Here is a 21733-nt window from a genome sequence, read left to right on the forward strand (position 1 = left end):
ATCACGAACTCGAATTTAGTCGGCTGCTCTACCGGCAGATCGGACGGCTTGGCGCCTTTAAGTATCTTATCGACGTAGCCGCCTGCACGGCGGAACAGATCGGCGAAATCGGGGCCGTAGACGATCAATCCCCCATTGGCGAATTGTCGGGAGAAATGAACGGCAGGCAGATGATGTTTCGCCGCGAGCGCGACGACTCGGGGGGCCTCGACAACGGTCAGAGTATCGCCAAAAACAATGATAGCATCAGCGCCCTGAGCGGCGGCCGAGGCAAAGGCCACATCAAGCTCCTCGGCCGTGATCGCCTGAACTATCGGCAGAGCCACACCTAGGTTGCGGGCCGTACTGGGTACCTCGTCGGCTAACAACAGCCTATGCATCGGGTTGCCTGGATTGGCCAGGATTGCAAACCGCGAGGCACCAGGCACCAGTTCCCGCAGGATTTCTATTCGTTTTGCGACAAAATCTCCCGGCACGTAAGTCGCAAGTCCCGTTATGTTGCCGCCGGGACGCGCTAGGCTTTGCACGAGGCCAAGTCCCACAGGGTCAGCCACGGCTACGAATACGATGGGAATGGTAGCAGTTGCCGATTTCAGGGCCTTGGTTGCCTGCGGTGCCGCGACGATGAGCACATCGGGACTGAGGGCAATCAGATCGGCAACTGAAGCGGGCAGTCGATCCGGAGGTTGGGAAAAACGATAATCGATAATCAGATTTCTTCCGTCTATCCAACCGTGGTTTCGCAGCCCATCAAACAACGCCAGTTCGGTTTGATTGAGCGTCCGCCCGCTTCCATCACCTACAGCGAGAAAGCCAAGTCGATAGCGTCTGCTCTGCGCCCGCAAACCCCGTGACGAAACGAGTAACGCCGCAGCGGCCGCTATGAACTCCCGCCGCTTCATTCGACCCTCATCACAACTTGAGGACGACGCGGTGCAGTATATCAGTTCTCGACAGAGGTGGCACTTGGTGAGTGCAATATTGCGTCGCAAAGCGGCGTGAAGATATGCCCGCAATGGGTCAAAGGCTGCCTTCGGCAGCCAGAAGACCTTGGTCGGGTCACCTCTATGAAGCGGACATCGACGCAGCTCTGGGCTGAGATCAGCAACGGCCACAAGCTGACTCGTGCACCGCAGCAACAACTCCCCTAATCGATCACCTCGTCGGCACGTGCGAGCAGCATCGGCGGGACAGTGATGCCCAGCGCCTTCGCGGCCTTGAGATTGATGACCAACTCGAATTTGGTCGGCTGCATAACCGGCAAGTCAGCGGCCTTGGCGCCCTGAAGAATTTTGCCGGTATAAAGTCCAATCTGCCGGTACGCGTCGGCCAGGCTGATCCCGTAGCTCATCAGGCCGCCGGCCACCACAAACTCCCGGAACTCGTAGATTGCGGGAACGGCGTAGCGCGCTGCCATTGTGACGATCTGCTGGCGGTGAGCGTTGAAGAACGGATCGGCCGCGACGAGGAGAGCGTCGGTATGGTGCTCGGCCAGGATCGCGAAGGCCCTGTCGAGTTCCGGCTCGTTGTGTGCCCTTAGAACGTGAATCTCCCGCGCGAGGGTTTGCGCAGCCGTCTTCGCTTCCGTCAACTGGCTATCGGCGCCGGGAGTGCCCGGATTGACCAGCATGGCGATGGTCGCGGCGTTTGGAAGCAGTTCGTGCAGCAGGCCCAGCCGCTTGGCTTCCAAAGAGTTGGTCATCACATAAACGCCGGTGGCGTTTCCGCCGGGTCGGTTTAGGCTGACAACGAGGCCCAGCTCGACAGGATCAGTGGCTGAGGAAAACACGGTCGGAATTGTGGTGGTCGCAGCCTTCGCGGCTAGCGCCGAGGCGCCACCGCCGGTCGCAACAACCACCGCAACCTGGCGCCGGACCAGATCGGCAGCCAGCGCGGGCAAACGATCATTGTGATTCTCGGCCCAGCGATATTCGATCACGAGGTTGTGGCCTTCGATAAAGCCGGCTTCCTTCAGGCCCTCGCGGAACGCGGCTACGGGGCGGGCGATCGCACCAGGCGACAAGTTGTTGAGGAATCCAATGACCGGTGTGGCCGGCTGTTGCGCGCGTGTCGAGAGCGGCGCGACGACGATGGCCGCTCCCATTAAAGCTATAAAACACCGGCGCCCACTCATGATCGCTCTGATGATGCATTTCCAATTTCGGCAGCGCGCGAGCTTGCCATCATAGCCGTTGAAATGGTGGATTGAAACGTTGGCGATGTCTGGTGCGGATCACCAGCGGCCCTCGAAGTGGGCACGGCCCCGCGTCCGGTCTGCCGGCGAGACTCGACATCACATCGGGATCAGCGTGGTTCGGCTAAGGCTTCCGGACGCCCACATTGCAACAGGAAACCCTATGCGGTCCTCAGCGGCGCGGTGAGCGCCAGCGCCGCCACGGCATCCGCTATTCCCGGCGAATCTGCATAGGTAACCATGTGACCGGCATCCTCGACCAAGTGTAGCACGGAGCGGGGCAACGCCTCGTGCAGGCAGCGCGACTGGTCGGCCTCGATGAGCCGGTCACTCTTCCCATGCACGATCCTGACGGGACACCGGATACCCTGATACTCAAGCTGCAATTGCGCAGCAGCTGGAATAAGGAACGCGCTCTCCTCGGCTGCCGCCCTCAACTGCTTGGGCCGGAGAGCCAACGAGATCGGAAATTCATTCTTGAATTCCGGCGGAACGGCACGCGGCGCGAACAGCGTGCGCATCAGCTTCGGCGCAATAGCCCACGATATGATCGGCGAGATCGTGTAGCGCATCAGATCGCCCAGCAACGGCAGTGCCGGACCTGACATGAGCCAAAAGTCCATCCGAGAGGTTGGAAAATAGTAGCCGGACACAAGCACCAGCCCGCTCACGGCATAACCGCTCCGTAGCGCCAGCGCGATTGCCACCAGCGTTCCCCAGGAGTGGCCGAGCACCACGGGATTGCGCACTCCGAGCTGATCAAGAGCCTTCGCGAACAAGGAAGCTTGCGTTGTGGGCGTCCAGATGCGCGTGCGCGGACGGTCGCTGTAGCCAAACCCTGGCCGGTCGAAGCAAACAACGCGATAGTTGCGGGCCAGACGGTCGACCAATCCGCTGAGGACGAGATCCTGAACCATGGTGCCATTTCCGTGGAGGAGGACCACGCAAGGCGCGGCGGCGTCGCCCCGTTCGATATAGTGAAGGCGCACTCCGTCGCACACGGTGAAGACGCCGATAGGCGGATTCGTTCGTTCCGCCGTCACCTGAAACGTGATGTTGCAGAGGATCAGAACGACAAGCCCTGCCAAAACGATCAGCAGAACGGCTTCAGTTGTCGACATGGTGTCAACCTCCATTCCCGATCGCGGGTCCCTCGGATTGGCGGCATCGAGCCCTCTAAGGGCTGCTGATTCCGCTCGCTCCGCGCTCCCCAGCCAAAAGAACCGTGATCGCCCCGTGCGTGGTCCGCGTTGCGTCCATCCTTTGCCGCAGCAGGAACGGCTTGCAGTTATCGTCCCGGCAGAACCGTGAGCTCTCGGGGCGGCTCGATGCGCCAGAACGGATATGCCGACAACTCTTTCGAATGCTGCCCGAACATATCGACCCGTCTGCTTGTAAACTCCATAATGACGGCGAAAAATTCAGTTGGTGACCTGATCGTCGCAAGTCTCAGGCTGAAATCGAAAGCAAATTGCACGTTGGCCTGAGCTATCTCAAGAAGCTTTGCTTGGTACGCCTGCGTGTTTGCCGTGGCTAAGGCAAAGCCTTTCATTGGATCGCTATTAATCATTCTCCGACTGAGGTCATCTGGCAGGGCATCCACCCGAGACTCAATGATAGGAACCCCGGGTCTAGGATCGTCACGAAGCCTAAGAGGTGGTTCAATCGAGGCTGCCGCAACAGAGCGAGGTCCATTCTCTTTCGAGCTTTTAACAATGGCCTGCTTGTTCCGTTGGGCCCGCGCGGCCGTTTTCGGATTGCGGGCGCGCTTTGACGCTGGTGGCGGTTTGCGTTTGCTCATCTGACGCTCCAAGAATATGGGGGGCGACCACGGTCATTTCTGAACGGACAACAGGCTTTGTGATGTGGCGTTCCAAAACCCGCGCATTGTTGGAGCGCCCCGCATGAACTGAGACACGCAGGTTCTGCGATGTGGACGTTGATTTCAGGTAGCAACTCCAACCAACAAACGTCTAGCTGGCGATCTTCCAGACCTATGCTCAATGGGCCTCGGCCTGAGAACAATTAGCTCTCCGCTCGTTGTGCTTTGCGGCGACTACGCAAACATTCATGCCTTGATCGCGAGACCGCCTCGTATTGAACCTTCGGAGGGCAGCATCGGCTGCGGCCATTGATAGGCCGCATCGCTGCAGCAATTTGAATGCTCTCGTCACCAGCAGTTCAGAAGCTCTGCGACGTGCTCGAGGACAACCTGAGCGCCCTTGCAACCAGATTACCCACCGAGCGAATGCTCGAGGAAGAAGCGCAGCATTTCCCTCGTCGCATCCGGCCCATGTGGATCAGTGTAGGACCCGGCGGGACTGCCGCCTGACCACGCGTGTCCGGCGCCATCGATAGTCCAGTGTTCGGAGATCGCCCGACCGGCCTCGTCGGTCAGGACCGTGCGAGTATAGGCATGGCCGTGGGGTACGCGTCCACGAAGTACCTTCGTCGTCGGCCTAGTTGCCCTGGCGGATTGCTCGATAATCTGATTGCCATTCTTTGGATGCACCGTCGTGTCGCGATCACCATGGAAAACGATGGTCGGCGGCACACAAGTTTTGCCATCCGCAATTGCCTTGGAGCCGCCCCCCTGCCGCATCGCGACGAACGCGGAGGGAAGATCGCTCGCGGCCCCACACGCCAGGCCTGAATGAATGCCGACGGCCGCGTACAGGTCACTATATGTTGCGCCCATGATGGCGGCGGCGGCCCCACCGGCAGAGAGACCCGCGACGTATACGCGCTTCGGATCGATCGCATGGTCGCGCATGATCTGACGGGTAATGCCGGCGATCATCGAAGGCTCGCCCCCGCCGCGGCGCTGGTCACCGGTGCGAAACCAGTTCCAGCACTTCGACTGGTTGGCTCCGCTCGGCTGCTCAGGATAGACCACGAAGCAATTCTGCTCTTCCGCCCGGAAGTTCATCCGGGTGCCGGCCGCGAAATCGTCCGGCGACTGGGTGCAGCCATGAAGCATGACGATCAGGGGAAGCCGTTGTCCCTGACAGCGGCTTGGGATGAACAGCTTGTAGGTCCGGCTTCCCGCGGCGTTACTGAAAGTACCGGCGATAAACCGTGTGCCGTCGGGCATGATGTCCGATGGGGACAGAGGAGCGCGCGTGATCGGACTTCGCAGGCCGAGCCCGGAAAAATCCCGCATGCCGTCGAGCGGTGAGGAGCGTCTGCGTCCTCGATCAAAGCGGGCCGGCGAGATCTGCGGAGCCTTCCGCTCCTCGACGAAGTTGGCCGTGGCGTCGATGGTAAGCGGATCGAGCCGCGGGAGCCGAGCTTGAGCGGCGCTGCGAGACTCCGGTCTTGAAGCGCCGCCGCCCTGGAGCATGCGTTGCAGGAGCGCGGTGGCCTCGACCAGTTGGCCGGCACGCGTGAGGCGGGTGGCTTCGCGGACTATGTCTTGATCCAGCATCATTCACCTCGTTCTGTCGGCGAGAGCGGCCTTGACCGCGGGAGTGGCGTGAAGGGCCCCCAGCACCGAGATCGACGCGATTGTGGCGCGAGCCAACTCGGGAGTGACGTCCTGGGCGATGGTGGCTAAGCCCAAAACATTGATCTGCAGCATTTCGCCGGCGCGCCGCGCCGCTTCGAGATCCTCGCGAGTGTAGTTGCGCAGCCCGAGGTCCAGGTTCTTCCGGGCCGTGGATTGTCTGACGACCTCTACGTGGCGCTCGAGCTGGTTCCGGATTGCTGTCCGGATGAAATCGGTCCGATTCGAATAGAACCCTTCCTGCACCATGAGATCGACATGACCGAGGTCGACATAGCCAAGGTTGATCGTGATCTTCTCGGTGTCCGGGGCCTTGGGTCGCAGCTCGCGCACATTATCGGCCATAGCTAACATCCATTCTTACCATCCCATTGGATGGTATATGGATGTTATTCCGATACTTCAAGGCCCCTTCCGTAAGGACGGCTTTTTGGTCAAAGGCTGCCCTGGCCGGCCAGCATGAGCTTGGTCGGGTCACCTGTCGGAAGCGGACGTCTTCGTTGCTCTGGGTGTAACGAGGCCCCGCGCGGCCGGCGCTGAGCGGGGCTGTTTAGGCGTTCGCAAAACAAAAGCGCGAAAACAACCCCATGCACAGTAGCGGATGCATCTCCTCAGATTCCGGAACTCGCCGTTTCGGCTCTCATCGCCGCCTGATGCATATCGATGACCGCCACCGCGATGAACGTAATCGCGACGCAGAATGCGATGACGGCGAAGAACACGGTCGCACCGTAGTTGAGTGCGAATGTGCCGATATACGCGCTGACAATGGCCCCCGCTCGGCCGAAGCCGGCTGCCGCACCGACACCGGTCGACCGGACGTTGGTCGGATAGATGTGGGCCGCCAGCGCATAGAGAGAGCCCTGCGCGCCGAGCAGACAGAAGCCTTCGATGCACAAGAGAGCCATGAGCAACGGCTGGGTTTCGGTCGATAGCGGTATCGATGCCAGGATCATCGCGCCGATGGTTGCTGCGCCGGCAACAGTCAGGATCGCAACGCGCGTTCCATACCTGCCGATCGCCCAACCGGTGACGATGCAGCCACCGACGCCCCCGAAGTTGAACAGTGCCAGACCGAAGCTCGCCGTCTGCACGTCAAAACCCTTGCTGGTCAAGAGAGTGGGAGCCCACGCGTAGAGGACGTAGACCGGCAACAAACAGAAGAAGAACGCGATCCAGAGCGCCGTCGTCGTACGACGAAATCCGGCAATGAACAGTGCGGTGAGCGAAGCACGTTCAACATCGACGTCGCGCCGGTCGATGAAGGCTTTGGAAGCGGCAGCGGTCTCGTCCAGGATCCGAACGGATTTCGCCACCCTTTCCATGTCAGCGCCACGCGCCAACAGATATTGCGGCGATTCCGGCAGTGCGAACATCAGGATCGCGGCGACGATCACCGGCAACACGCCGCTGACCACGAAGAGCATGCGCCAACCATATTCGGGCTGCAGCTGAGCGGCGATCAGGCCACCAATCATGCCTCCGATGGGGATGCAGACAATGCCCAGCATCACGGAAAGACTGCGATTTCGCCTAGGCGTGAATTCTGCGATCAACGCGGTCGCCGCCGGAAGGGCACCGCCAAGCCCAAGGCCCGCCAGGAAACGATACAAGCCGACCTCGCCGACACCATGAGCGACCGCAATCGCAAAGGTCGCCGCACCAAACAGGAAGACGGATGCGATGAGGGCAACCTTGCGTCCGAGCCAGTCGCCGACGACGCCTCCGATCGGCGTGCCGATCGTCATGCCCACGAAGCCCAACGCGAGGGCTGGAGCGAAATCGCTGCGCGTGACGCTCCACTCCTTGATCATCGATGGTATGGCGAAGCCGAGAATTTGATTGTCCAGACCGTCGAGGACGATAGCGAGAGCGCAGAGGAGCAGCACCTGCTTTCGCGAGGCGTTCCACGTCCCCTCCTCTGCGAGCGAACCGATGTCGATAACCCGCTGCTGCGGTGTGTCCAGGACCTGTGTCGTCACGTTCGTTCTCCCCCTTTTTGTAAACGCTTTCGAATATCTCTGCTCGGGCGGCCACAACTCGGCCGCCCAATTCTCGCCAGGCACGTTCGTCCGGCGCTCCAGTCAGACAGCCGTCGTCACGTCCGCCTCTTTCGCGTTCGACCGGGCAGCTTCCATTCGGGCCGCGCCCAACGTGTTGGCGAGCAGACACGCGATCGTCATCGGCCCGACGCCACCCGGGACAGGCGTGATCGCGCCGGCGACCTCAATCGCCTCGTCGAAAGCGACATCGCCGACAAGCCTCTCGGCTCCTGAACCGGACTTGATGCGAGTGATGCCGACGTCGATGACCGTTGCGCCCGGCTTGATGAAATGACCGCGGATCAGGCCTGGGACGCCGGTTGCGACAACGAGGATGTCGGCTTCCCTGCAGCGCCGTTCCAGATCGGTGGTCCGAACGTGCGCGATGGAGACCGTGCACATTTCTTGCAACAGCAGCCGCGCCATCGGCCGGCCCACGACGTTCGATGCTCCGACGACCAGCGCTCCGAAGCCGGCGATGTCGTCGTGCACCGATTTGATCAAACGCAGGACGCCGAGAGGCGTGCACGGAACCAAGGCGCCTTCCATTCCGGCGGCCGTCCGCCCCACGTTCAACGGATTGAATCCATCGACATCCTTGTCGGGCCGGATAGCCGTCACGACGCGCGCGGCATCGATCTGAGGGGGCAACGGAAACTGAACCAATATCCCGCTCACCGCGGGATCGCGGTTCAACTGCTCGATCAAGTCGAGCAACAACCGCTCCGGCGTGTCCGCAGCGAGCACGAACCGGCGTGATCGCATGCCAACAGCTTCGCTCTGCCGCACCTTGTTCGAGACATAGACGTGACTGGCGGGGTCGTCGCCGATCAGCACGACGGCCAACTCCGGGACCGCCGCGCCGCCAGCAACCAGGGCGGCGACGCCTTCGGCCACTTCATTCCGAACCTCGGCAGCGAGCGCCCTTCCATCGATGATGCGCGCGGACATGGGTAGATCAGACCTTGGAGAGATCAGCGCGACGGTTGTCCTTCTTGTAGGGCGCCGGCGCCACCTTCGCGCGGATCTGCTTTTGCCGACGTCCGGGCTCGCCCCAGACCACGACGACCTCATTGCCAATCTCGGAATGATCGATGTCGATGGTGCAGAGCGACAACATTTCGCGGAAGAAGTAGCTATATCCCCGCGACGTCGTCACGCCGACGTCCTGTCCGCCACTCAGCACCCGGTCTGCGTACATGAAGCCGCGCTGGTCGCGAGGCATCTCCATGTACTGGTACGGCTCCTGCTCCTTCTGAAAGAGGGAGGCGTGAACGTCGGCCACGTCGTCTCCGTTCCAGACGAGCGTGCGGATCACGCGCTTTGGATGGGCAACTTCGTCCTCGAGCGCCGCGCGTCCGATGAAGTCATGATCGAACTTGATGTTCTTGGCCCAGCCCAGCTCGACCGGGCTCCGGTACCAGTCACGGACGTCGTCCGACTGGAAGCTGCCTGCGATGTTGAAGGTCGAGGCGAACCCCGGCATCGCTGCGCGGAACTCATCCTGATACTCCTTCATGTCCTCGTCGAAGATCGCGGGCATGTAGTCGGTGACGATCGTCGGGAAGCAGGCCTCGAGATGGTTGATGAAAATCGCGCGGCCGCCGATCCGGCGCAGGCCGAACTCCTGGCCGGCAGCGACGATGGCGTCGTAGACGGCCGCCGCCTGCCCCATCGGCCCCTGAAGCTCGAAGCCGATCTCGCCAGACATGCCCTGTCGCAGCGCGAGCATCTTGCAGCCGGCAATCTCGATCTCGCCCGAATGCATGAACTTGACGTCTCGCAGCGACTGCTTCGCGACCTTTTCAAGAAGCGCGAGCGACGTCGGCCCCTGGACCTGGAAATTGAACCAGTCATCGGCTGCGGACGTCACCTTGTAGTCGCCGTGCCGGCGGATGTAGTCGACCCAGAATGTGCCGCGCCCGAACAACATGAACTCGTCTTCGGACAACCGCGTGAGGATGCCCTCGGCGATGACTTTTCCCTGCTTTGTCGTATGGACGACGTGCTTGGACTGACGGATGTCGAACTTCTGGAAGCTGTTGACGGAAGTATCCGAGAAAAGCTTCAGGGCATCGGGTCCCTTGAAGCGCCGCTCCCAGAGGAACGACCAGTCGCCGATGGCGCAGGTCTCCTTCCACGACATGCTCTCGTCGATCCAGTCGGTGTATTCGGGAAGGCCCCAACGCGAGGTGAAATAGCCTTCGGGTGTCTTGCGCATGCCCTTGGGGGTCAACATTGTCGTGCTCCGTTTCTCAATTAGAGAAGACGATCGTTCGATCGCCGTTGATGATGACGCGGTCCTCGAGAAAGAGATGGACCGCGCGCGAGAGGACGCGCCGTTCGATGTCGCGCCCCTTCCGGACCAGATCGTCCGGCGTATCGCGGTGGCTGACGCGTTCGACGTCCTGTTCGATGATCGGACCTTCGTCCAGATCGCTCGTCGCGAAGTGCGCGGTCGCTCCGATGAGCTTCACGCCGCGCGCGTGCGCCTGGTGATAGGGTTTTGCGCCCTTGAACCCCGGCAGGAAGCTATGGTGGATGTTGATGCAACGGCCATGGAGATGGCGCGAGAGATCATCCGAGAGGATCTGCATGTAACGCGCGAGAACGACGAGATCGGCATTCGTCGTCGCGACAAGCGCCTTGATCTGCGCTTCCTGCTCCATCTTGGTTTCCTTCGTAACCGGAAGGTGATGGAAAGGGATGTCGCCGACGAGGCTGACGGCAAGGGCCGAACGCGGATGGTTGGAAACGATCCCGACGACGTCCATCTGGAGCTCGCCGAGCCTGTGGCGATAGAGGAGATCGCCCAGGCAGTGATCGAATTTGGAGACGAACAGGAGCACGCGCTTGCGTTCGGCCTGGGATCGGAGCTTCCACTCCATGCCGAACCGTCGGGCGATGATCTCAAGGCCTGCTCGCGCCTTCTGCGCGCCCTCGTCCGACAGGGTGACACCGACCCTCATGAAGAAGCGTTCGCTCATGATCTCGTCGACCTGCGCCGCCTCGATGATGTTGCCGCCGTTCTCGAACAAACAGCGCGAAACGTCGGCCACGATCCCGGGCACATCGCGGCATGACAGGGTCAGGATGTATTGAGAGCTTCCAGCAAGTTCAGGCTGCATCTACGGACGATTCCTCGCGCCACGCGCGGTCGTGGTCCGACGCACCGACGGGGTGAGCGGATGTGGGGAAAGGTGAGAGGCGGACTGAGGAAGAGGACCGGCCCGGCCTGCGCGGCCGGCGACCTACGGCTTTGATTTCACTCCCAAAGTCGCCCCTGCGGGCGTTGCGCAGGGACCATCGCGCATAAAGCCGTCATTGAAAATCCGGTATTATTCAATACAAGCTATCAATGTGATGGATATCAGACGGCTCGACCTGAACCTTCTTCTGCTGCTCGACGGGCTCTTCCGCACCCAGAACCTGTCGGCGCTCTCCCGTGAGCTCGGAATGAGCCAGCCGATGGCCAGCACCGGCCTGCGAAAGCTGCGGGATTTCTTTGGCGATCCCCTGTTTCTCTCGACCGGGCGCGGCATGCGGCCAACGCCCTTCGCGGAATCAATCGCCGAAGCCGTGCGGACAGTGCTGTCCACCGTCGATCAGCAGATACTCCGCAAGCCGCGTTTCGTGCCAGAAGAGAGCGACCGCGTGTTCACGGTCACAACCTCGGATATTGGCGTCCTGATTTTCATCCCGCCGATCCTCCAACGCATTCGCAGCATGGCTCCCGGAGCGAGCTTGCGGTGCCTGCCGACGTCGCACGAGGATCTGGAAGACGCGCTCGAAAGCGGCGAGATCGATCTGGCGATAGGCTATTTTCCGGACCTCGTCGGTCCGAACATCGTGACAGAGGACCTGTTCGATCATCCCTTCACCAGCATCGTCCGAAAGGACCATCCAACGATCGGTGACACCCTCTCGCTCGAACAGTTTCTCGCCGCGGACCATATCGTCGTAAACCAGCAGGGGCGCAGTCAGGAGATCTTCGAAAGGCGTGTTCGCGAGCTCAAGCTGCAACGCCGCGTCGTGCTGCACCTGCCGCATTTCATGAGCGTGCCGCAATTGATTGCGACGAGCGACATGATCTCCACCGTGCCGTTCTCGCTCGGGGCCTGGTACGCGAACGCCGGGCTGAAGCTGCTGCCCCCGCCGGTCTCGATACCTCTCATCGAGTTGAAACAGCACTGGCACCGGCGGATGGACAACGAGCCCGCCGTGCGCTGGCTTCAAACAATCGTGGCCGAGGAGCTCCGGGACCGCGACCCCGCGCTGGCGATGTCGGCCGATTATGCCAAGTCGCGCGCCAAAGCCGCGGCACCCATCGCCGGGCGGTCTGCGACAACGACCGCGTCACGGCGGCGGTAAACGCGTCACGAAGAGTTCACCATTTGGAGGAAACCGCGCCAGTCGGCGCGTACCGGCGGCTTCGGTCGCGTTTTCCTCGACGCGGTCTTTGGCAATTTAACGCTGCTGGAAAGATCAAGACCCTGAGCTGTGGTCCGCCAGCACCAACTCATGTGTCATGTCGTCTTTGACGCGGTGCCTTTCAATGAGGGGCGCCGGCGACCATTTCATCCATATTCCGGTGCCAGACGCCAGCTCGCGGCACGGGTGGCCGGCTCGTCGACCCAGGCTTCCCGCGCGAACCACGCGTGATCGGTGCGGCAGATCGGACACCGGGTGCGGGAGAAAAACACCGCGCGGCGTCCAAAGCTCTCGCGATCAGTCTTGATGCCGGTGGGAATCGCGTGTCCGGTTTGTGGACATTTGACCATGACCATTCCCATATTGCCTCCCTTGCGATTTGTTTTTGTTGTGGTTTGCAGAAAAGCACCGGCCGGTTGGAATGCGCCTCTCGTCGGTGCGAGGCCTGAGAGTCGAGCATGGGGCAGTGGGGCGCGCTCGCTCAGTTGGGCGTGTTCCAACCAGCCGGATCTCCTCTTCAAACGAATCCGAATGTGAAATTGAACGCGCTTTTAGCCGCCTGGGTGGAGGACCCTGGTGAAGTGCTTCCTGATCGGCTCACCCGTTTCCGTCGCGACCTTCTGGGCAAGCGCCCACAATTCCCTGTTCTGGTCAGAGGCGGTGTCGAAAGCCTTGCGCGCGTGCGCCGCCGACAATGTATAGGCATCGGTCGCGGACTTGCTGCCGAACAGATGGACGAAGAAATCGAGCGCAGAAGCGGCATTGGCGTTTGAGATTTCGAACACCTTGAGCCCGTAGTCGGTCGTGCATCTCGCATTGCTCGAATAGGTCTCACGCAGCGCCTGCGTCATCTCTTCCGATGCGGTCTTGATCTTCTCGCAGCCTTCCCGTGCGCGGGCGAGGCCCTGCTCGGCAAGCTCGCGCCCCAGGCCAGGCAACATGACCTTCGAGAAATCCAACCATGGCATCGCGAAAACGTTCGTTCCGTTCATTTGGCTTTCAGTCACGCAACATTTCCTTTCTCAAGCGAAAGCATTCCTCGCAACGCTGGCTTGCGTCACGAGAGCTCACGCTCCGTGTTCGATCAGATTTTGGATGAGCCTTGATCTAGCCCCGACCCGGCATGACTTTGTGCTGCGAGAAGCGGGAAGTCGGTTCGGTTTGTGACTCTCGCTCAAACTTTTTTTGGGATTGTCAACACAGACGAAGGTATGTCGGGGAGTGACTGTGCATAACAGGGATATCGCAGGGGGTGGGAAGTTCCTTCCTTTAGCGCAAGCATTGCAAAAGGAGCCCCGCGCTAGCTGCGTTGGGATGCGCTACGTTTGCGCAAGAACGGACATCACGCGACGTACCGGCAACGGTAGCTCGCAAGCCTCGAGCCGCCTACCCTTCTGCTTCACTCTGCCTAATTGAAACTTTCTCGTTTTCCACCCGCTTCGCAGGATAGCTCCTGACAGCACATGCGATCAATTCGGCCTCGCATGACACCATAGCACTCGCAAGCAATACCCTCCAGTTGAGTTCGCTCGAGGTTCAGCAGTCCGCGACGATCGGGTTTGATGCAGCCAGCTCCGCGAAGCTTGTTCATTGTTAATGTCACCGTGGTTCGTCGCACCCCCAAAAGCTGTGCAAGCGCCTCCTGCGTCAGCTGAATTACGTCGCCCGCAACCCGATCGTGCAGTTCGAGCAACCACCGTGCCATCCGGCATTCGACCGGATGCACCGCGTTGCAGGCCGCCACGTTCTGGAGCTGCAAGAGCTGTGTGCCGAGGTGAAGTCGCAGGACGTGTTTAACCGCGGCGCTTTGCTCAAAAGCATACTTCAATTTTGAGGAGGGTATCCGCAACGCACTGCCGGGCACATAGGCTGTAGCCGTCACAGGCGATCGTGACGAACTGAGCACCGAGAGAGCGCCAACCGCTCCTTCCGAGCCCATCAGCGTGGAGGCCACCGTGTGTCCATCCGACATCTCGACCAGAAACGCTACAACTCCACTAACCGGAAAATAGACATGTTCGAACTGTTCTTCCATTCGCACCAAGACGGTGTCGAGCCCAAATGACATCCGTTGAAGGTGAGGCGCGAGCAAGTCGAAATCTCCAGGTGGCAATGCTGCCAAGAGTCTATTCCCAGGGCTCGGCAGGAGGGCCATCTTGGATGTCCCTTTATCGAACGCACGAAACAACAATCCAGTGGGAACCCATATTAGCGCGATCTGTTCCTATTGACCGAGCCCGGAGCAGCCATTGTCACTGAGGCGCCCTCCGCGACACGATGTCCACCTTGGGCCAATTCGCGTCGATCTAGTCACGCCTAAGACAGGTCCGGCATACCGCAACTGCCGACGGTCGATGATGCCCTACCGCGATTTCGCTCACGGGCCACTTTCGGACCAAACGAAACCGGCGGAGTGTGCTGGCGGAGTTGCTGAACGGCCCCTTCAGCAGCTTGTGCTCATCATCGCGTAGATCGCGGTGAAAGGCATGGTTCGCGCAACTCTCTCACCGCAGCGTTTGCCGCACTCCGGAAATTGGAACCCCTATGGTGTTACCCATACGCATTTTGCAATTGTGCCACATAGCGCTTGAATCTAAGTCCTGAATGATGGCGTAAGACAAAACGTCGCCTCAGGATCGCGTGTGTTCGGAGTTTTATTTTTGAAATTGAGAGCTTCCGCGGCCGAATTCGATTTCGGAGCGCGAAGCGTACGCGGGTTCAAACAAAGTTCGAGTTTGCCGTCCTATGCCGCTCGAAATGCGGTTCGCGGTGGGCTACGGTGACGCATCCCAGCGGAATTGGTAACCGACTTCTCGCAGCCCTGCCGGTGGCAGACTTCGGTCTGCTAGCACCCGAGCTGGAGATGGTCGCGCTCGATCGGGACGCGGTCATCTCGCGGGCGGGTGACCAGACCGAGCACGTCCTCTTCCCTCATAGTGGGGCCATTTCGGTGATGATCGACATGGCGAACGGGGAGACGGTCGCCAGTGCTGCGATAGGGCGCGAAGGAGCAGTAGGCACCCTTTCCGTACTGGGGCCGTCCCCTGCGGCCCTTACCGCCATCGTTCGTGCCGCCGGCACCGCCTCGCGGATCCCCGTATCGCGATTCCACGCGGCTTTTAGCCGTAGCCCCGCGATCCGCCACGCTGTCCAGCTTCACTTCAAGGCGATGCTGATACAGCTACAAATCGGCGGAGCCTGCAATGCGCTGCATCCGGTCCAAGCCCGCATGGCACGCTGGCTGCTCCATCTTCACGACCGCGTCGACCACGACGTCCTCCCGCTCACCCAGGAGACGCTTTCGCAAATACTGGGTGTACGACGGACGACCGTGACGCTCCTGATGCGCAATCTGCGTGCTTCCGGAGCGATCAGATCCGAACGGCGAGGCGAAATCGAGATCGACCCATCGCGGCTCGCAGCGGTGGCGTGCGAATGCCGCGACACCATGCGGCTCGAAGTCGACGATATCTTTTCTATCGATCCAGCCTGAACTCGCGTTTGGTTCTGCCGAGGCACATTTGACCGTGACGATGACCGGTTTCGCCCGAAGAGCCGACGCCAAGGCGAGGATGGACATCGGCGCTAGGGGCCAGAGGTCGACAAGGCGCGCGGGCTGTTGTCGTCGCAGCGCCGCCAGATTACCGCTCCTCGGTCGGATGCACCCATTTGTAGGGCGTGATGCTTTGCGTGGCGGTCAGCTTGATCATGTGGACCGGCGGCGCGGAACGTCCCTTTCGGCATGACCGGCACTTGAGCGAAGCTTCCAGCTTCCAGATCGGCGTATCGCGGGGACGGCGGATTGCGTCGAGCGGCAGGCTCGCACGCGCCTTGCACCTGTTGCACTCGACTTCGAGCCAGCCCATGCCGCCGTTGAGGCATTGGCCGATCGTCGGCGAGGGCTGCGAAGGGCCGCCGTAACCTTCCATGCGTACCGACCAGGCTTCGGCTTCAGCGCGGTCGGCCTCGCGAACGGCCTTTTTGGCCTCTTCGCGTGCGTGCTTGGCCGAAATTTCCGCACCCAGAATCCGGCCGCTCCAGATGACCTCGCGTGATTTGGTGCTCATGCCGTCATCAAAGCTGCGCCCGACGGCGCTGGCAAATTATCGATCGCTAGTAGGTCGAGCGCGCAATTCGATACTGCGGGTCGTGGGTGTGGACAACCGAGGCTGAAGATCCCGCGGTGAAGTCGCGGCGCCGAAAACGAAGCCGCGGCACCGAAGGCTTGGCTTGGCAGCAGCTGTCAGGCGACAGTAGGACGCAACTTCAAATCGTTTGCGCCGTTGAACCCGCGCGTCTCGCGAGTTATCGATCCACGAAACCCGCCTTTCATCGGAGGAACGCATGAGCACCATCACCGGCGGCTGTCACTGCGGCGCGATCCACTACGAGGTCGAGGGTGACGCGATCGTGCATGCGCTGTGCCATTGCCGCGACTGCCGGCTCCACGCCGGCGCGCCGGTCGTCGGCTGGACGATGTATCCGGAGAGCGCTCTCAAGGTCACCAAGGGTGAGCCGAAGGTCTACCGCTCCTCTGAACATGTCCGGCGGCACTTTTGCGCCAATTGCGGCACCGGCCTGTTCTACGACAATGCCAGCCTGATGCCCGGTATCATCGATATCCAAAGCGCGACCTATGACGATCCAGAGGCCGTGCCGGCGACGATGCAGATCCAGGTCGCCGAGCGCCTGCGCTGGATGGAGCACGCACACGAACTGCCGACGTTCGAACGCTTTCCGCCACAGCCGTAAGCGGCAAGAGGCGACCACCGGCGCCGTCAGATGACGACGGCCATCTTCCCTCCTCGACTACCCGCGACCGTGACCGACGCGGTCAGGATCGCGGGCGCACTGCGGCCTGAAGAGATTAGGCGAGCCTCGCGACAGGCAACCCGGTGACCCCCGGCACAACCGCCTTGATACGAATGTTGCGGAATTGCACCTTCGAACCATCGTGATGGTTTTGCCGCGCGATGTGTCCACGCAGAGACCTGGGCCTGGGATCGATGAAGTCGTTCACGACCACATCGTTCAGCGTCACCGTGATGCGGCTGCCGATCGCCTCGATGACGAACGTGTTCCACTGCCACGGGCCTTTCGCGACATCGGTGCGGGTCGTGTGCGGGACCAGGCGACAGGGATTGCTTGTGCGCCAAGGAGGAGCATGATAGCGATGGGTTTCGGGCCACATACAACCGCCCGACCAGCTTTCGAGCCAAGCGTTGTTTCGCTCCATTTCGGAGGTGAAACATGTCTTGCGACAGCACCACTGCCTCAACCGACACATCCCGCGCAGCCTTCGCCCCTTCTCCAAACCTTGCATGGCTCTGGAGAGTGCCGCTCGCGCTCTTGAACGCAATAGCGCGGCGCCGCGAATACGACGAGCTTCTCGAACTGGATGACCGGCTGCTCGCGGACGTTGGTTTATCGAGATCAATCGTTGCGGACGCTCGAAGGTCTTCCTTTGCCGACTGGGCAACACTGGTTGATTGTTCAATTTCCCTCGACCAAGCGCGCCGCACCTCGCTCTGCGAGAGCGGCGCGTCTGCTCGTCTGCGCGAATAGCGGTGGCCTGCCAAGCTCGCGCCAACGTTCGGCGACGGTCGAGCCGCGAGCTTGGCGTCCGCTCTCAGAACTCCAGTTTGTCGCGGACGGCCTCGATCCCGGCTTTCGCGCAGGCTTCGTCCGCGTCACCGCCGGGTGCGCCGGATACGCCGACCGCTCCGACCAGAGAGCCGCCTGCTTCGACGATCAGTCCTCCTCCTATGATGACGGCTCCGGGAAGATTGCGAATCCCCGCCTGCATCATGCCAGGCTGGCTGATCGCATTCAGATCGGTCGTACTGGTCTTGAACGACACGGAGCTCCACGCTTTTCCGGAGGCCGTCGTTGGCGTGTGGGGCCCGGCAAAGCGATCGCGCAGCATCACTTGCGTGACGCCCAAACGATCGACGACAGCGACGGCGACTTGATACCCACGACTTCGACAGCCGTCCAACGCGGCGCGCGCAAGATCGAGCGCCAGTTCCGGGCTAAGCGATTTGTAAGCGACGAGGGCTTCTTCCGCCCGCATTGGACTGATGGACGCGATCAGTACGGCGGTCGCGACCGACAGACATCGAACATTCATAACGATCTCCAGTAAGAGTGGACAAACACCTATTTGGTCTCACCATAGGTCAGATCATCGAACAGCGTGACGCTATCCGCTTTGGTCCACAGGCCGATCATGCCGGCGTCCGTCATGGTCGTGTCCTCCACCTCGAATAAAAGCTGTCCGTCATAGGTCACCTTGAAGCGACTTCCCGCGAAATCACAGCGTAGCGCGTGCCATCGCCCGGATGGCACCGGCGTGCCGACGCCATAGCCGCCCTTGCGACCGACGATCTCCAGTGAGGTTCGGACACCCTTCACCGTCTTGTAGAGCACGACATTATCTTCCAGCGCGTTGGCCCGGACGACGTAATAATTGTCGGCGTCCCTCGCGCGCCAGATGATTCCCGCGGCGCGATCCTCGGAGCCGGTCACCGCCTTGAATTTGACCTCCACGAAGCCGTCACGGATGGAAGTATCGCTCTTGATGGCCAGCGGAAACGTCGCTCGTCCGGACTGCTTGAGAACATTCGGCTTGCTCGGTGCCGTGACGTCGACCTCGACGGTCCATTTCGGTTCTCCCTTGCCGGTCATCGTTAAAGTCCACCCTGCGGGCGGCATTCCGGCAGGAGCGTCGTCAAAATTCACGGTCTCGGCCACGGCGTTTCCTCCTACAAACAGAGCCAGCATGGACACCAAGGCAAGCCTCGCCCACGCTGAAGATCGGGACGGAAGGCTTGCGGCGGTGCAGGTCATCAGTTGGTGTTTTGCGGCCATGTACAGTTCACTTCAGCTCTTCGTGCTTGCGGTCTTGTCGAGCGCGGCACGCAGGCCATTCGCGAGCTTGACCGCGTCGTCGTTGGCCCAGAAGTGCATGAAGAACAGCCGCGGCTGCTCGTCCAGCATGTGGCTGTGCAGCGCCGTCACCTCGATGCCGTGCGTACGCAGCGCCACGATGACCGGGTTCACCTCGTCGCTGGTCAGGACGAAATCGCCGGTGATGGCGGCCTTGCCTGCTCCGGTCGGCTGGAAGTTGATGGCGATCGCAACGCCCATCGCACCGACGGGGGTGAGCAGCATGCCATCCTCAGTGATCGGGTCGCGCCGCTTGACGTTGAACTGGTAGACGCCGCCGTTGGCCTGCCCTTTGACGCCGATGACCTGATCGAGCTTTGCGGTGTCGAGGTCGATGGCAGGCGGCGGGCCCGCCGGCGCCGCGACCGTCAAGGGAGTCTTGCTTTCGGCCAACGCATCGTGGATCGCCGAGGCCAGCTTGACGGGATCGCCGTGTCCGGCGACGTGCATGTAAAACGTCGCCGGGCTCGCGCGCAGCAGATGATTGTGCACGGCGGTGATCTCCAGACCGCTCGCGATCATCTTCGCCATCACGGGATTGATCTCGGTCTCGAGGAGCACGAGATCGCCCATGACCATGGCACCGCCATGCGCGGGCTTGAACGCGAGCCAGCCGCCGAGCGCCAGCGCCGGCTTGATCGCCACCCCGTCCAAGGTCACGGTGAGATCGGTGCGGGGAAAGCCGTAGCGGTGGACATCATCCGCAACGGCGGGCTTGCGGCCCAGCGTCTCGTCGACCTTCTTCCAGTCGGGATCCTGCGCATGAGCGCTCACGATGAAGCAGGCACTGGCGCCGATCAGTGCCAAAATTGTCTTTCGCATTGAACTGCTCCCTTAGCTTGGATTTCAGCCGTTCAGTGTCTCACTTCTGCTCCTTGATCTGGCCGGCGCTGTCGACGACGAGCCGCACGTCCTTGCCGTTCTTCACGGCTTTTGCGGTCGTGCCCTCGGCGGTCGATTTGATGTCGCTGACCTGCGTGTAGCCGGCCGCCTGGATTTTGGCGACGACCTCCTCTTGTGTCAGAGCGCGTGCGCTCGACAGCCCGCTGGCGATCGCCAGAAAGAGGATTGTGTGAAAGATGACCTTTGTCCGCATGACATTCTCCTGGCGTCTCCTGCCCCAGGTGAAATCGTTCGGCGCGGCGCGACGAGATGATGCCAACGCGCTTCGGCGCGGCCGCCGCACACGAATGAAAAATCCCGATTTGTCCGATGAGATTGGGAAACGATGACATGCTGCGCCCTTGGTGATCAGGACGCGATTCTTGGGCATGTCGCCTCGCGGGGAGATCGCAAATCCCCGTCACGTCGAATAGAAACCCGGGTGGCCCAGCTGTCAACACGCGCATCGCCGAGGCGCGTCACGAAGAGTTCACTCGGAACGGAACCGCGCCAACCGGCATCTTGAAACGACCGGACGATCTCATTAGGTTCGTCACGTGGGGACGAAGCAGACTCCCCGTGAGACCCCGGTCCAAGCTCTGCGCAGCACGCCATTCGTGGAGCTTGCGCATGGACACCGAACGACACCCATCCCCCCGCCAAACACTCGCCATCCTCTCACGCGGAGACGCCGCCGCCCGCCAGGATGCAACGCCGCAAAACAGCCGCTTCGTCCGCGTCTTCGAGGCGCTCGCCGCCGTCGGCATCGACGCGCGTCCCGTGATCTACGACGAGAGCTTTGCCGACGCAGTCCGCGATCAACTGCTCGCGGCCGAGGGCGTGCTGGTCTGGGTCGATCCGATCCACCAGGGCAAGACGCGCGCCGAGCTCGATCCCCTGTTGCGCGACGTCGCGGCGCGAGGTCCCTGGGTGAGCGCTCATCCCGACGTGATCCTGAAGATGGGCGTCAAGGAGGTGCTTTACCGAACGCGCCACCTGGGCTGGGGGACCGATATCCATCGCTATGACACCGCCGCGGCGTTCCGCGCCGAATTTCCCTCGCGCCTTCAGGCGGACGGTCCCCGCGTGCTCAAGCAAAATCGCGGCAATGGCGGCCAGGGCGTCTGGAAGGTCGAAGCGCTTCCGAACACGACCGAGACGGTTCGTGTGCTCCATGCCCAGCGCGGGAGCCGGCCCGAGGACATCAGGTTCGACGACCTGGTGGCGCGCTGCGTGCCGTATTTCGGATGGGGCGGCTGCATCATCGACCAGGCGTTTCAACCTCGCCTGCCCGACGGGATGATCCGCTGCTACATGAGCGGCGCCAGGGTCGCGGGCTTTGGGCACCAATTGATCAAGGCCTTGATCCCACCGCCGCCGGAAGGCCCTGATGCGCCGGCGGCGCAGCCGGGACCGCGGATCATGCACGGCCCCGATGCTCCGCCGTTCCAGGCGCTGCGAAGGTCGATGGAGGACGAATGGACGCCGCAGATGATGGAAACGCTCGGTATCGATGAATGGTCACTGCCGGTGATCTGGGATGCGGATTTCCTGTACGGGCCGCGCGATGCGGCGGGCGCCGACACCTACGTGCTGTGCGAGATCAACGCGAGCTCCTGCTTTGCGATCCCCGAGGAAGCGCCGGCGGCGATCGCACGAACGGTGACGCACCGTCTGCTGCGGAGCCAGGAGGCACGGTCCGGCTGAGACAAAGCCCGGGAAGCCGGACGA

24 protein-coding genes are annotated in these 21733 nt (G+C 61.4%); 5 read left to right on the forward strand and 19 right to left on the reverse strand.

Going from position 1 to position 21733, the window contains the following annotated elements:
- The 10 genes from RAD10_RS08415 to purU all read right to left on the reverse strand — a co-directional run.
- The coding region (locus tag RAD10_RS08415; RefSeq protein ID WP_461617079.1) for an ABC transporter substrate-binding protein at positions 1–902 on the reverse strand (902 nt) is incomplete at its 3' end.
- 245 nt (positions 903–1147) lie between these two features.
- Positions 1148–2104: an ABC transporter substrate-binding protein gene (locus RAD10_RS08420; RefSeq protein ID WP_461617080.1), complete on the reverse strand. Its 957-nt coding sequence runs from the start codon at positions 2102–2104 to the stop codon at positions 1148–1150.
- A 251-nt stretch (positions 2105–2355) separates the two neighbouring features.
- Positions 2356–3315, reverse strand: coding sequence for an alpha/beta fold hydrolase (locus RAD10_RS08425; RefSeq protein WP_461617081.1), 960 nt, complete (start codon positions 3313–3315; stop codon positions 2356–2358).
- A 167-nt stretch (positions 3316–3482) separates the two neighbouring features.
- Positions 3483–3995: a phasin family protein gene (locus RAD10_RS08430; RefSeq protein WP_461617082.1), complete on the reverse strand. Its 513-nt coding sequence runs from the start codon at positions 3993–3995 to the stop codon at positions 3483–3485.
- 432 nt (positions 3996–4427) lie between these two features.
- Positions 4428–5621 carry an extracellular catalytic domain type 1 short-chain-length polyhydroxyalkanoate depolymerase gene (locus tag RAD10_RS08435; protein WP_461617492.1) on the reverse strand — a complete coding sequence of 398 codons (1194 nt, stop codon included), beginning with the start codon at positions 5619–5621 and terminating at the stop codon, positions 4428–4430.
- A 3-nt stretch (positions 5622–5624) separates the two neighbouring features.
- Positions 5625–6044: a CopG family transcriptional regulator gene (locus RAD10_RS08440; protein WP_091953913.1), complete on the reverse strand. Its 420-nt coding sequence runs from the start codon at positions 6042–6044 to the stop codon at positions 5625–5627.
- 266 nt (positions 6045–6310) lie between these two features.
- On the reverse strand, positions 6311–7765 hold the full coding sequence (locus tag RAD10_RS08445; protein WP_461617083.1) for an MFS transporter: 1455 nt from the start codon (positions 7763–7765) through the stop codon (positions 6311–6313).
- Positions 7766–7783: 18 nt separating this feature from the next.
- Entirely contained in the window at positions 7784–8692 is a 909-nt protein-coding gene (locus tag RAD10_RS08450) for a bifunctional 5,10-methylenetetrahydrofolate dehydrogenase/5,10-methenyltetrahydrofolate cyclohydrolase (protein WP_461617084.1), read from the reverse strand.
- 7 nt (positions 8693–8699) lie between these two features.
- Entirely contained in the window at positions 8700–9980 is a 1281-nt protein-coding gene (locus RAD10_RS08455; RefSeq protein ID WP_461617085.1) for an aminomethyltransferase family protein, read from the reverse strand.
- 16 nt (positions 9981–9996) lie between these two features.
- A complete protein-coding gene (gene purU, locus RAD10_RS08460) occupies positions 9997–10869 on the reverse strand; it encodes a formyltetrahydrofolate deformylase (protein ID WP_018315797.1) in 873 nt (290 codons plus the stop codon).
- A 235-nt stretch (positions 10870–11104) separates the two neighbouring features.
- Here purU and RAD10_RS08465 point away from each other — a divergent pair, with 235 nt between their 5' ends.
- Complete coding sequence (locus tag RAD10_RS08465) at positions 11105–12112, forward strand: LysR family transcriptional regulator (RefSeq protein ID WP_461617086.1); 1008 nt, start codon at positions 11105–11107, stop codon at positions 12110–12112.
- A 206-nt stretch (positions 12113–12318) separates the two neighbouring features.
- On the opposite strand, the gene RAD10_RS08470 is transcribed toward RAD10_RS08465, so the two are convergent.
- From RAD10_RS08470 to RAD10_RS08480, 3 genes are all read right to left on the reverse strand, one after another.
- Positions 12319–12534 carry a hypothetical protein gene (locus tag RAD10_RS08470; protein WP_092256539.1) on the reverse strand — a complete coding sequence of 72 codons (216 nt, stop codon included), beginning with the start codon at positions 12532–12534 and terminating at the stop codon, positions 12319–12321.
- 189 nt (positions 12535–12723) lie between these two features.
- The gene (locus tag RAD10_RS08475; protein WP_461617087.1) at positions 12724–13179 is read right to left on the reverse strand and encodes a phasin family protein; all 456 of its coding nucleotides are present in this window, start codon (positions 13177–13179) and stop codon (positions 12724–12726) included.
- 401 nt (positions 13180–13580) lie between these two features.
- Positions 13581–14294 (reverse strand): Crp/Fnr family transcriptional regulator, encoded by a 714-nt coding sequence (locus RAD10_RS08480; protein ID WP_461617088.1) that lies wholly within the window; start codon positions 14292–14294, stop codon positions 13581–13583.
- 657 nt (positions 14295–14951) lie between these two features.
- On the opposite strand from RAD10_RS08480, the gene RAD10_RS08485 reads away from it, so the two are divergent.
- Positions 14952–15665: a Crp/Fnr family transcriptional regulator gene (locus RAD10_RS08485; RefSeq protein WP_461617089.1), complete on the forward strand. Its 714-nt coding sequence runs from the start codon at positions 14952–14954 to the stop codon at positions 15663–15665.
- A 148-nt stretch (positions 15666–15813) separates the two neighbouring features.
- Here the strand turns inward: RAD10_RS08485 and RAD10_RS08490 are convergent, their stop codons facing one another.
- Positions 15814–16239, reverse strand: a complete 426-nt coding sequence (locus tag RAD10_RS08490; protein ID WP_091953155.1) for a hypothetical protein — start codon at positions 16237–16239, stop codon at positions 15814–15816.
- Between the two features lie 277 nt (positions 16240–16516).
- Between RAD10_RS08490 and RAD10_RS08495 the strand changes: the two genes are divergently transcribed.
- Entirely contained in the window at positions 16517–16924 is a 408-nt protein-coding gene (locus RAD10_RS08495) for a GFA family protein (protein ID WP_461617090.1), read from the forward strand.
- Between the two features lie 115 nt (positions 16925–17039).
- Here the strand turns inward: RAD10_RS08495 and RAD10_RS08500 are convergent, their stop codons facing one another.
- Complete coding sequence (locus RAD10_RS08500) at positions 17040–17363, reverse strand: 3-keto-disaccharide hydrolase (RefSeq protein WP_461617091.1); 324 nt, start codon at positions 17361–17363, stop codon at positions 17040–17042.
- A 59-nt stretch (positions 17364–17422) separates the two neighbouring features.
- Between RAD10_RS08500 and RAD10_RS08505 the strand changes: the two genes are divergently transcribed.
- On the forward strand, positions 17423–17737 hold the full coding sequence (locus tag RAD10_RS08505; RefSeq protein ID WP_461617092.1) for a DUF1127 domain-containing protein: 315 nt from the start codon (positions 17423–17425) through the stop codon (positions 17735–17737).
- A 64-nt stretch (positions 17738–17801) separates the two neighbouring features.
- On the opposite strand, the gene RAD10_RS08510 is transcribed toward RAD10_RS08505, so the two are convergent.
- From RAD10_RS08510 to RAD10_RS08525, 4 genes are read right to left on the reverse strand one after another with little or no spacing between them, the layout of a single operon-like run.
- Entirely contained in the window at positions 17802–18302 is a 501-nt protein-coding gene (locus tag RAD10_RS08510) for a GlcG/HbpS family heme-binding protein (RefSeq protein WP_461617093.1), read from the reverse strand.
- Positions 18303–18331: 29 nt separating this feature from the next.
- Complete coding sequence (locus RAD10_RS08515) at positions 18332–19042, reverse strand: hypothetical protein (protein ID WP_461617094.1); 711 nt, start codon at positions 19040–19042, stop codon at positions 18332–18334.
- A 12-nt stretch (positions 19043–19054) separates the two neighbouring features.
- A complete protein-coding gene (locus RAD10_RS08520) occupies positions 19055–19942 on the reverse strand; it encodes a DUF1259 domain-containing protein (RefSeq protein ID WP_461617095.1) in 888 nt (295 codons plus the stop codon).
- Positions 19943–19982: 40 nt separating this feature from the next.
- The gene (locus tag RAD10_RS08525) at positions 19983–20216 is read right to left on the reverse strand and encodes a hypothetical protein (protein WP_461617096.1); all 234 of its coding nucleotides are present in this window, start codon (positions 20214–20216) and stop codon (positions 19983–19985) included.
- A gap of 416 nt (positions 20217–20632) precedes the next feature.
- On the opposite strand from RAD10_RS08525, the gene RAD10_RS08530 reads away from it, so the two are divergent.
- Positions 20633–21709: a Cj0069 family protein gene (locus RAD10_RS08530; protein ID WP_461617097.1), complete on the forward strand. Its 1077-nt coding sequence runs from the start codon at positions 20633–20635 to the stop codon at positions 21707–21709.
- Positions 21710–21733 lie beyond the last annotated feature (24 nt).

It is taken from the genome of Bradyrhizobium sp. 23AC, assembly GCF_054863025.1.

Coding starts and splice junctions, on each gene's coding strand:
- RAD10_RS08455 (WP_461617085.1), bottom strand. CDS start 9,980: ATGTTGACCCCCAAGGGCATGCGCAAGACACCCGAAGGCTATTTCACC.
- purU (WP_018315797.1), bottom strand. CDS start 10,869: ATGCAGCCTGAACTTGCTGGAAGCTCTCAATACATCCTGACCCTGTCA.
- RAD10_RS08505 (WP_461617092.1), top strand. CDS start 17,423: ATGTCTTGCGACAGCACCACTGCCTCAACCGACACATCCCGCGCAGCC.
- RAD10_RS08510 (WP_461617093.1), bottom strand. CDS start 18,302: ATGAATGTTCGATGTCTGTCGGTCGCGACCGCCGTACTGATCGCGTCC.
- RAD10_RS08450 (WP_461617084.1), bottom strand. CDS start 8,692: ATGTCCGCGCGCATCATCGATGGAAGGGCGCTCGCTGCCGAGGTTCGG.
- RAD10_RS08430 (WP_461617082.1), bottom strand. CDS start 3,995: ATGAGCAAACGCAAACCGCCACCAGCGTCAAAGCGCGCCCGCAATCCG.
- RAD10_RS08525 (WP_461617096.1), bottom strand. CDS start 20,216: ATGCGGACAAAGGTCATCTTTCACACAATCCTCTTTCTGGCGATCGCC.
- RAD10_RS08470 (WP_092256539.1), bottom strand. CDS start 12,534: ATGGGAATGGTCATGGTCAAATGTCCACAAACCGGACACGCGATTCCC.
- RAD10_RS08515 (WP_461617094.1), bottom strand. CDS start 19,042: ATGGCCGCAAAACACCAACTGATGACCTGCACCGCCGCAAGCCTTCCG.
- RAD10_RS08520 (WP_461617095.1), bottom strand. CDS start 19,942: ATGCGAAAGACAATTTTGGCACTGATCGGCGCCAGTGCCTGCTTCATC.
- RAD10_RS08530 (WP_461617097.1), top strand. CDS start 20,633: ATGGACACCGAACGACACCCATCCCCCCGCCAAACACTCGCCATCCTC.
- RAD10_RS08425 (WP_461617081.1), bottom strand. CDS start 3,315: ATGTCGACAACTGAAGCCGTTCTGCTGATCGTTTTGGCAGGGCTTGTC.
- RAD10_RS08465 (WP_461617086.1), top strand. CDS start 11,105: ATGGATATCAGACGGCTCGACCTGAACCTTCTTCTGCTGCTCGACGGG.
- RAD10_RS08495 (WP_461617090.1), top strand. CDS start 16,517: ATGAGCACCATCACCGGCGGCTGTCACTGCGGCGCGATCCACTACGAG.
- RAD10_RS08490 (WP_091953155.1), bottom strand. CDS start 16,239: ATGAGCACCAAATCACGCGAGGTCATCTGGAGCGGCCGGATTCTGGGT.
- RAD10_RS08500 (WP_461617091.1), bottom strand. CDS start 17,363: ATGTGGCCCGAAACCCATCGCTATCATGCTCCTCCTTGGCGCACAAGC.
- RAD10_RS08440 (WP_091953913.1), bottom strand. CDS start 6,044: ATGGCCGATAATGTGCGCGAGCTGCGACCCAAGGCCCCGGACACCGAG.
- RAD10_RS08420 (WP_461617080.1), bottom strand. CDS start 2,104: ATGGGAGCGGCCATCGTCGTCGCGCCGCTCTCGACACGCGCGCAACAG.
- RAD10_RS08435 (WP_461617492.1), bottom strand. CDS start 5,621: ATGCTGGATCAAGACATAGTCCGCGAAGCCACCCGCCTCACGCGTGCC.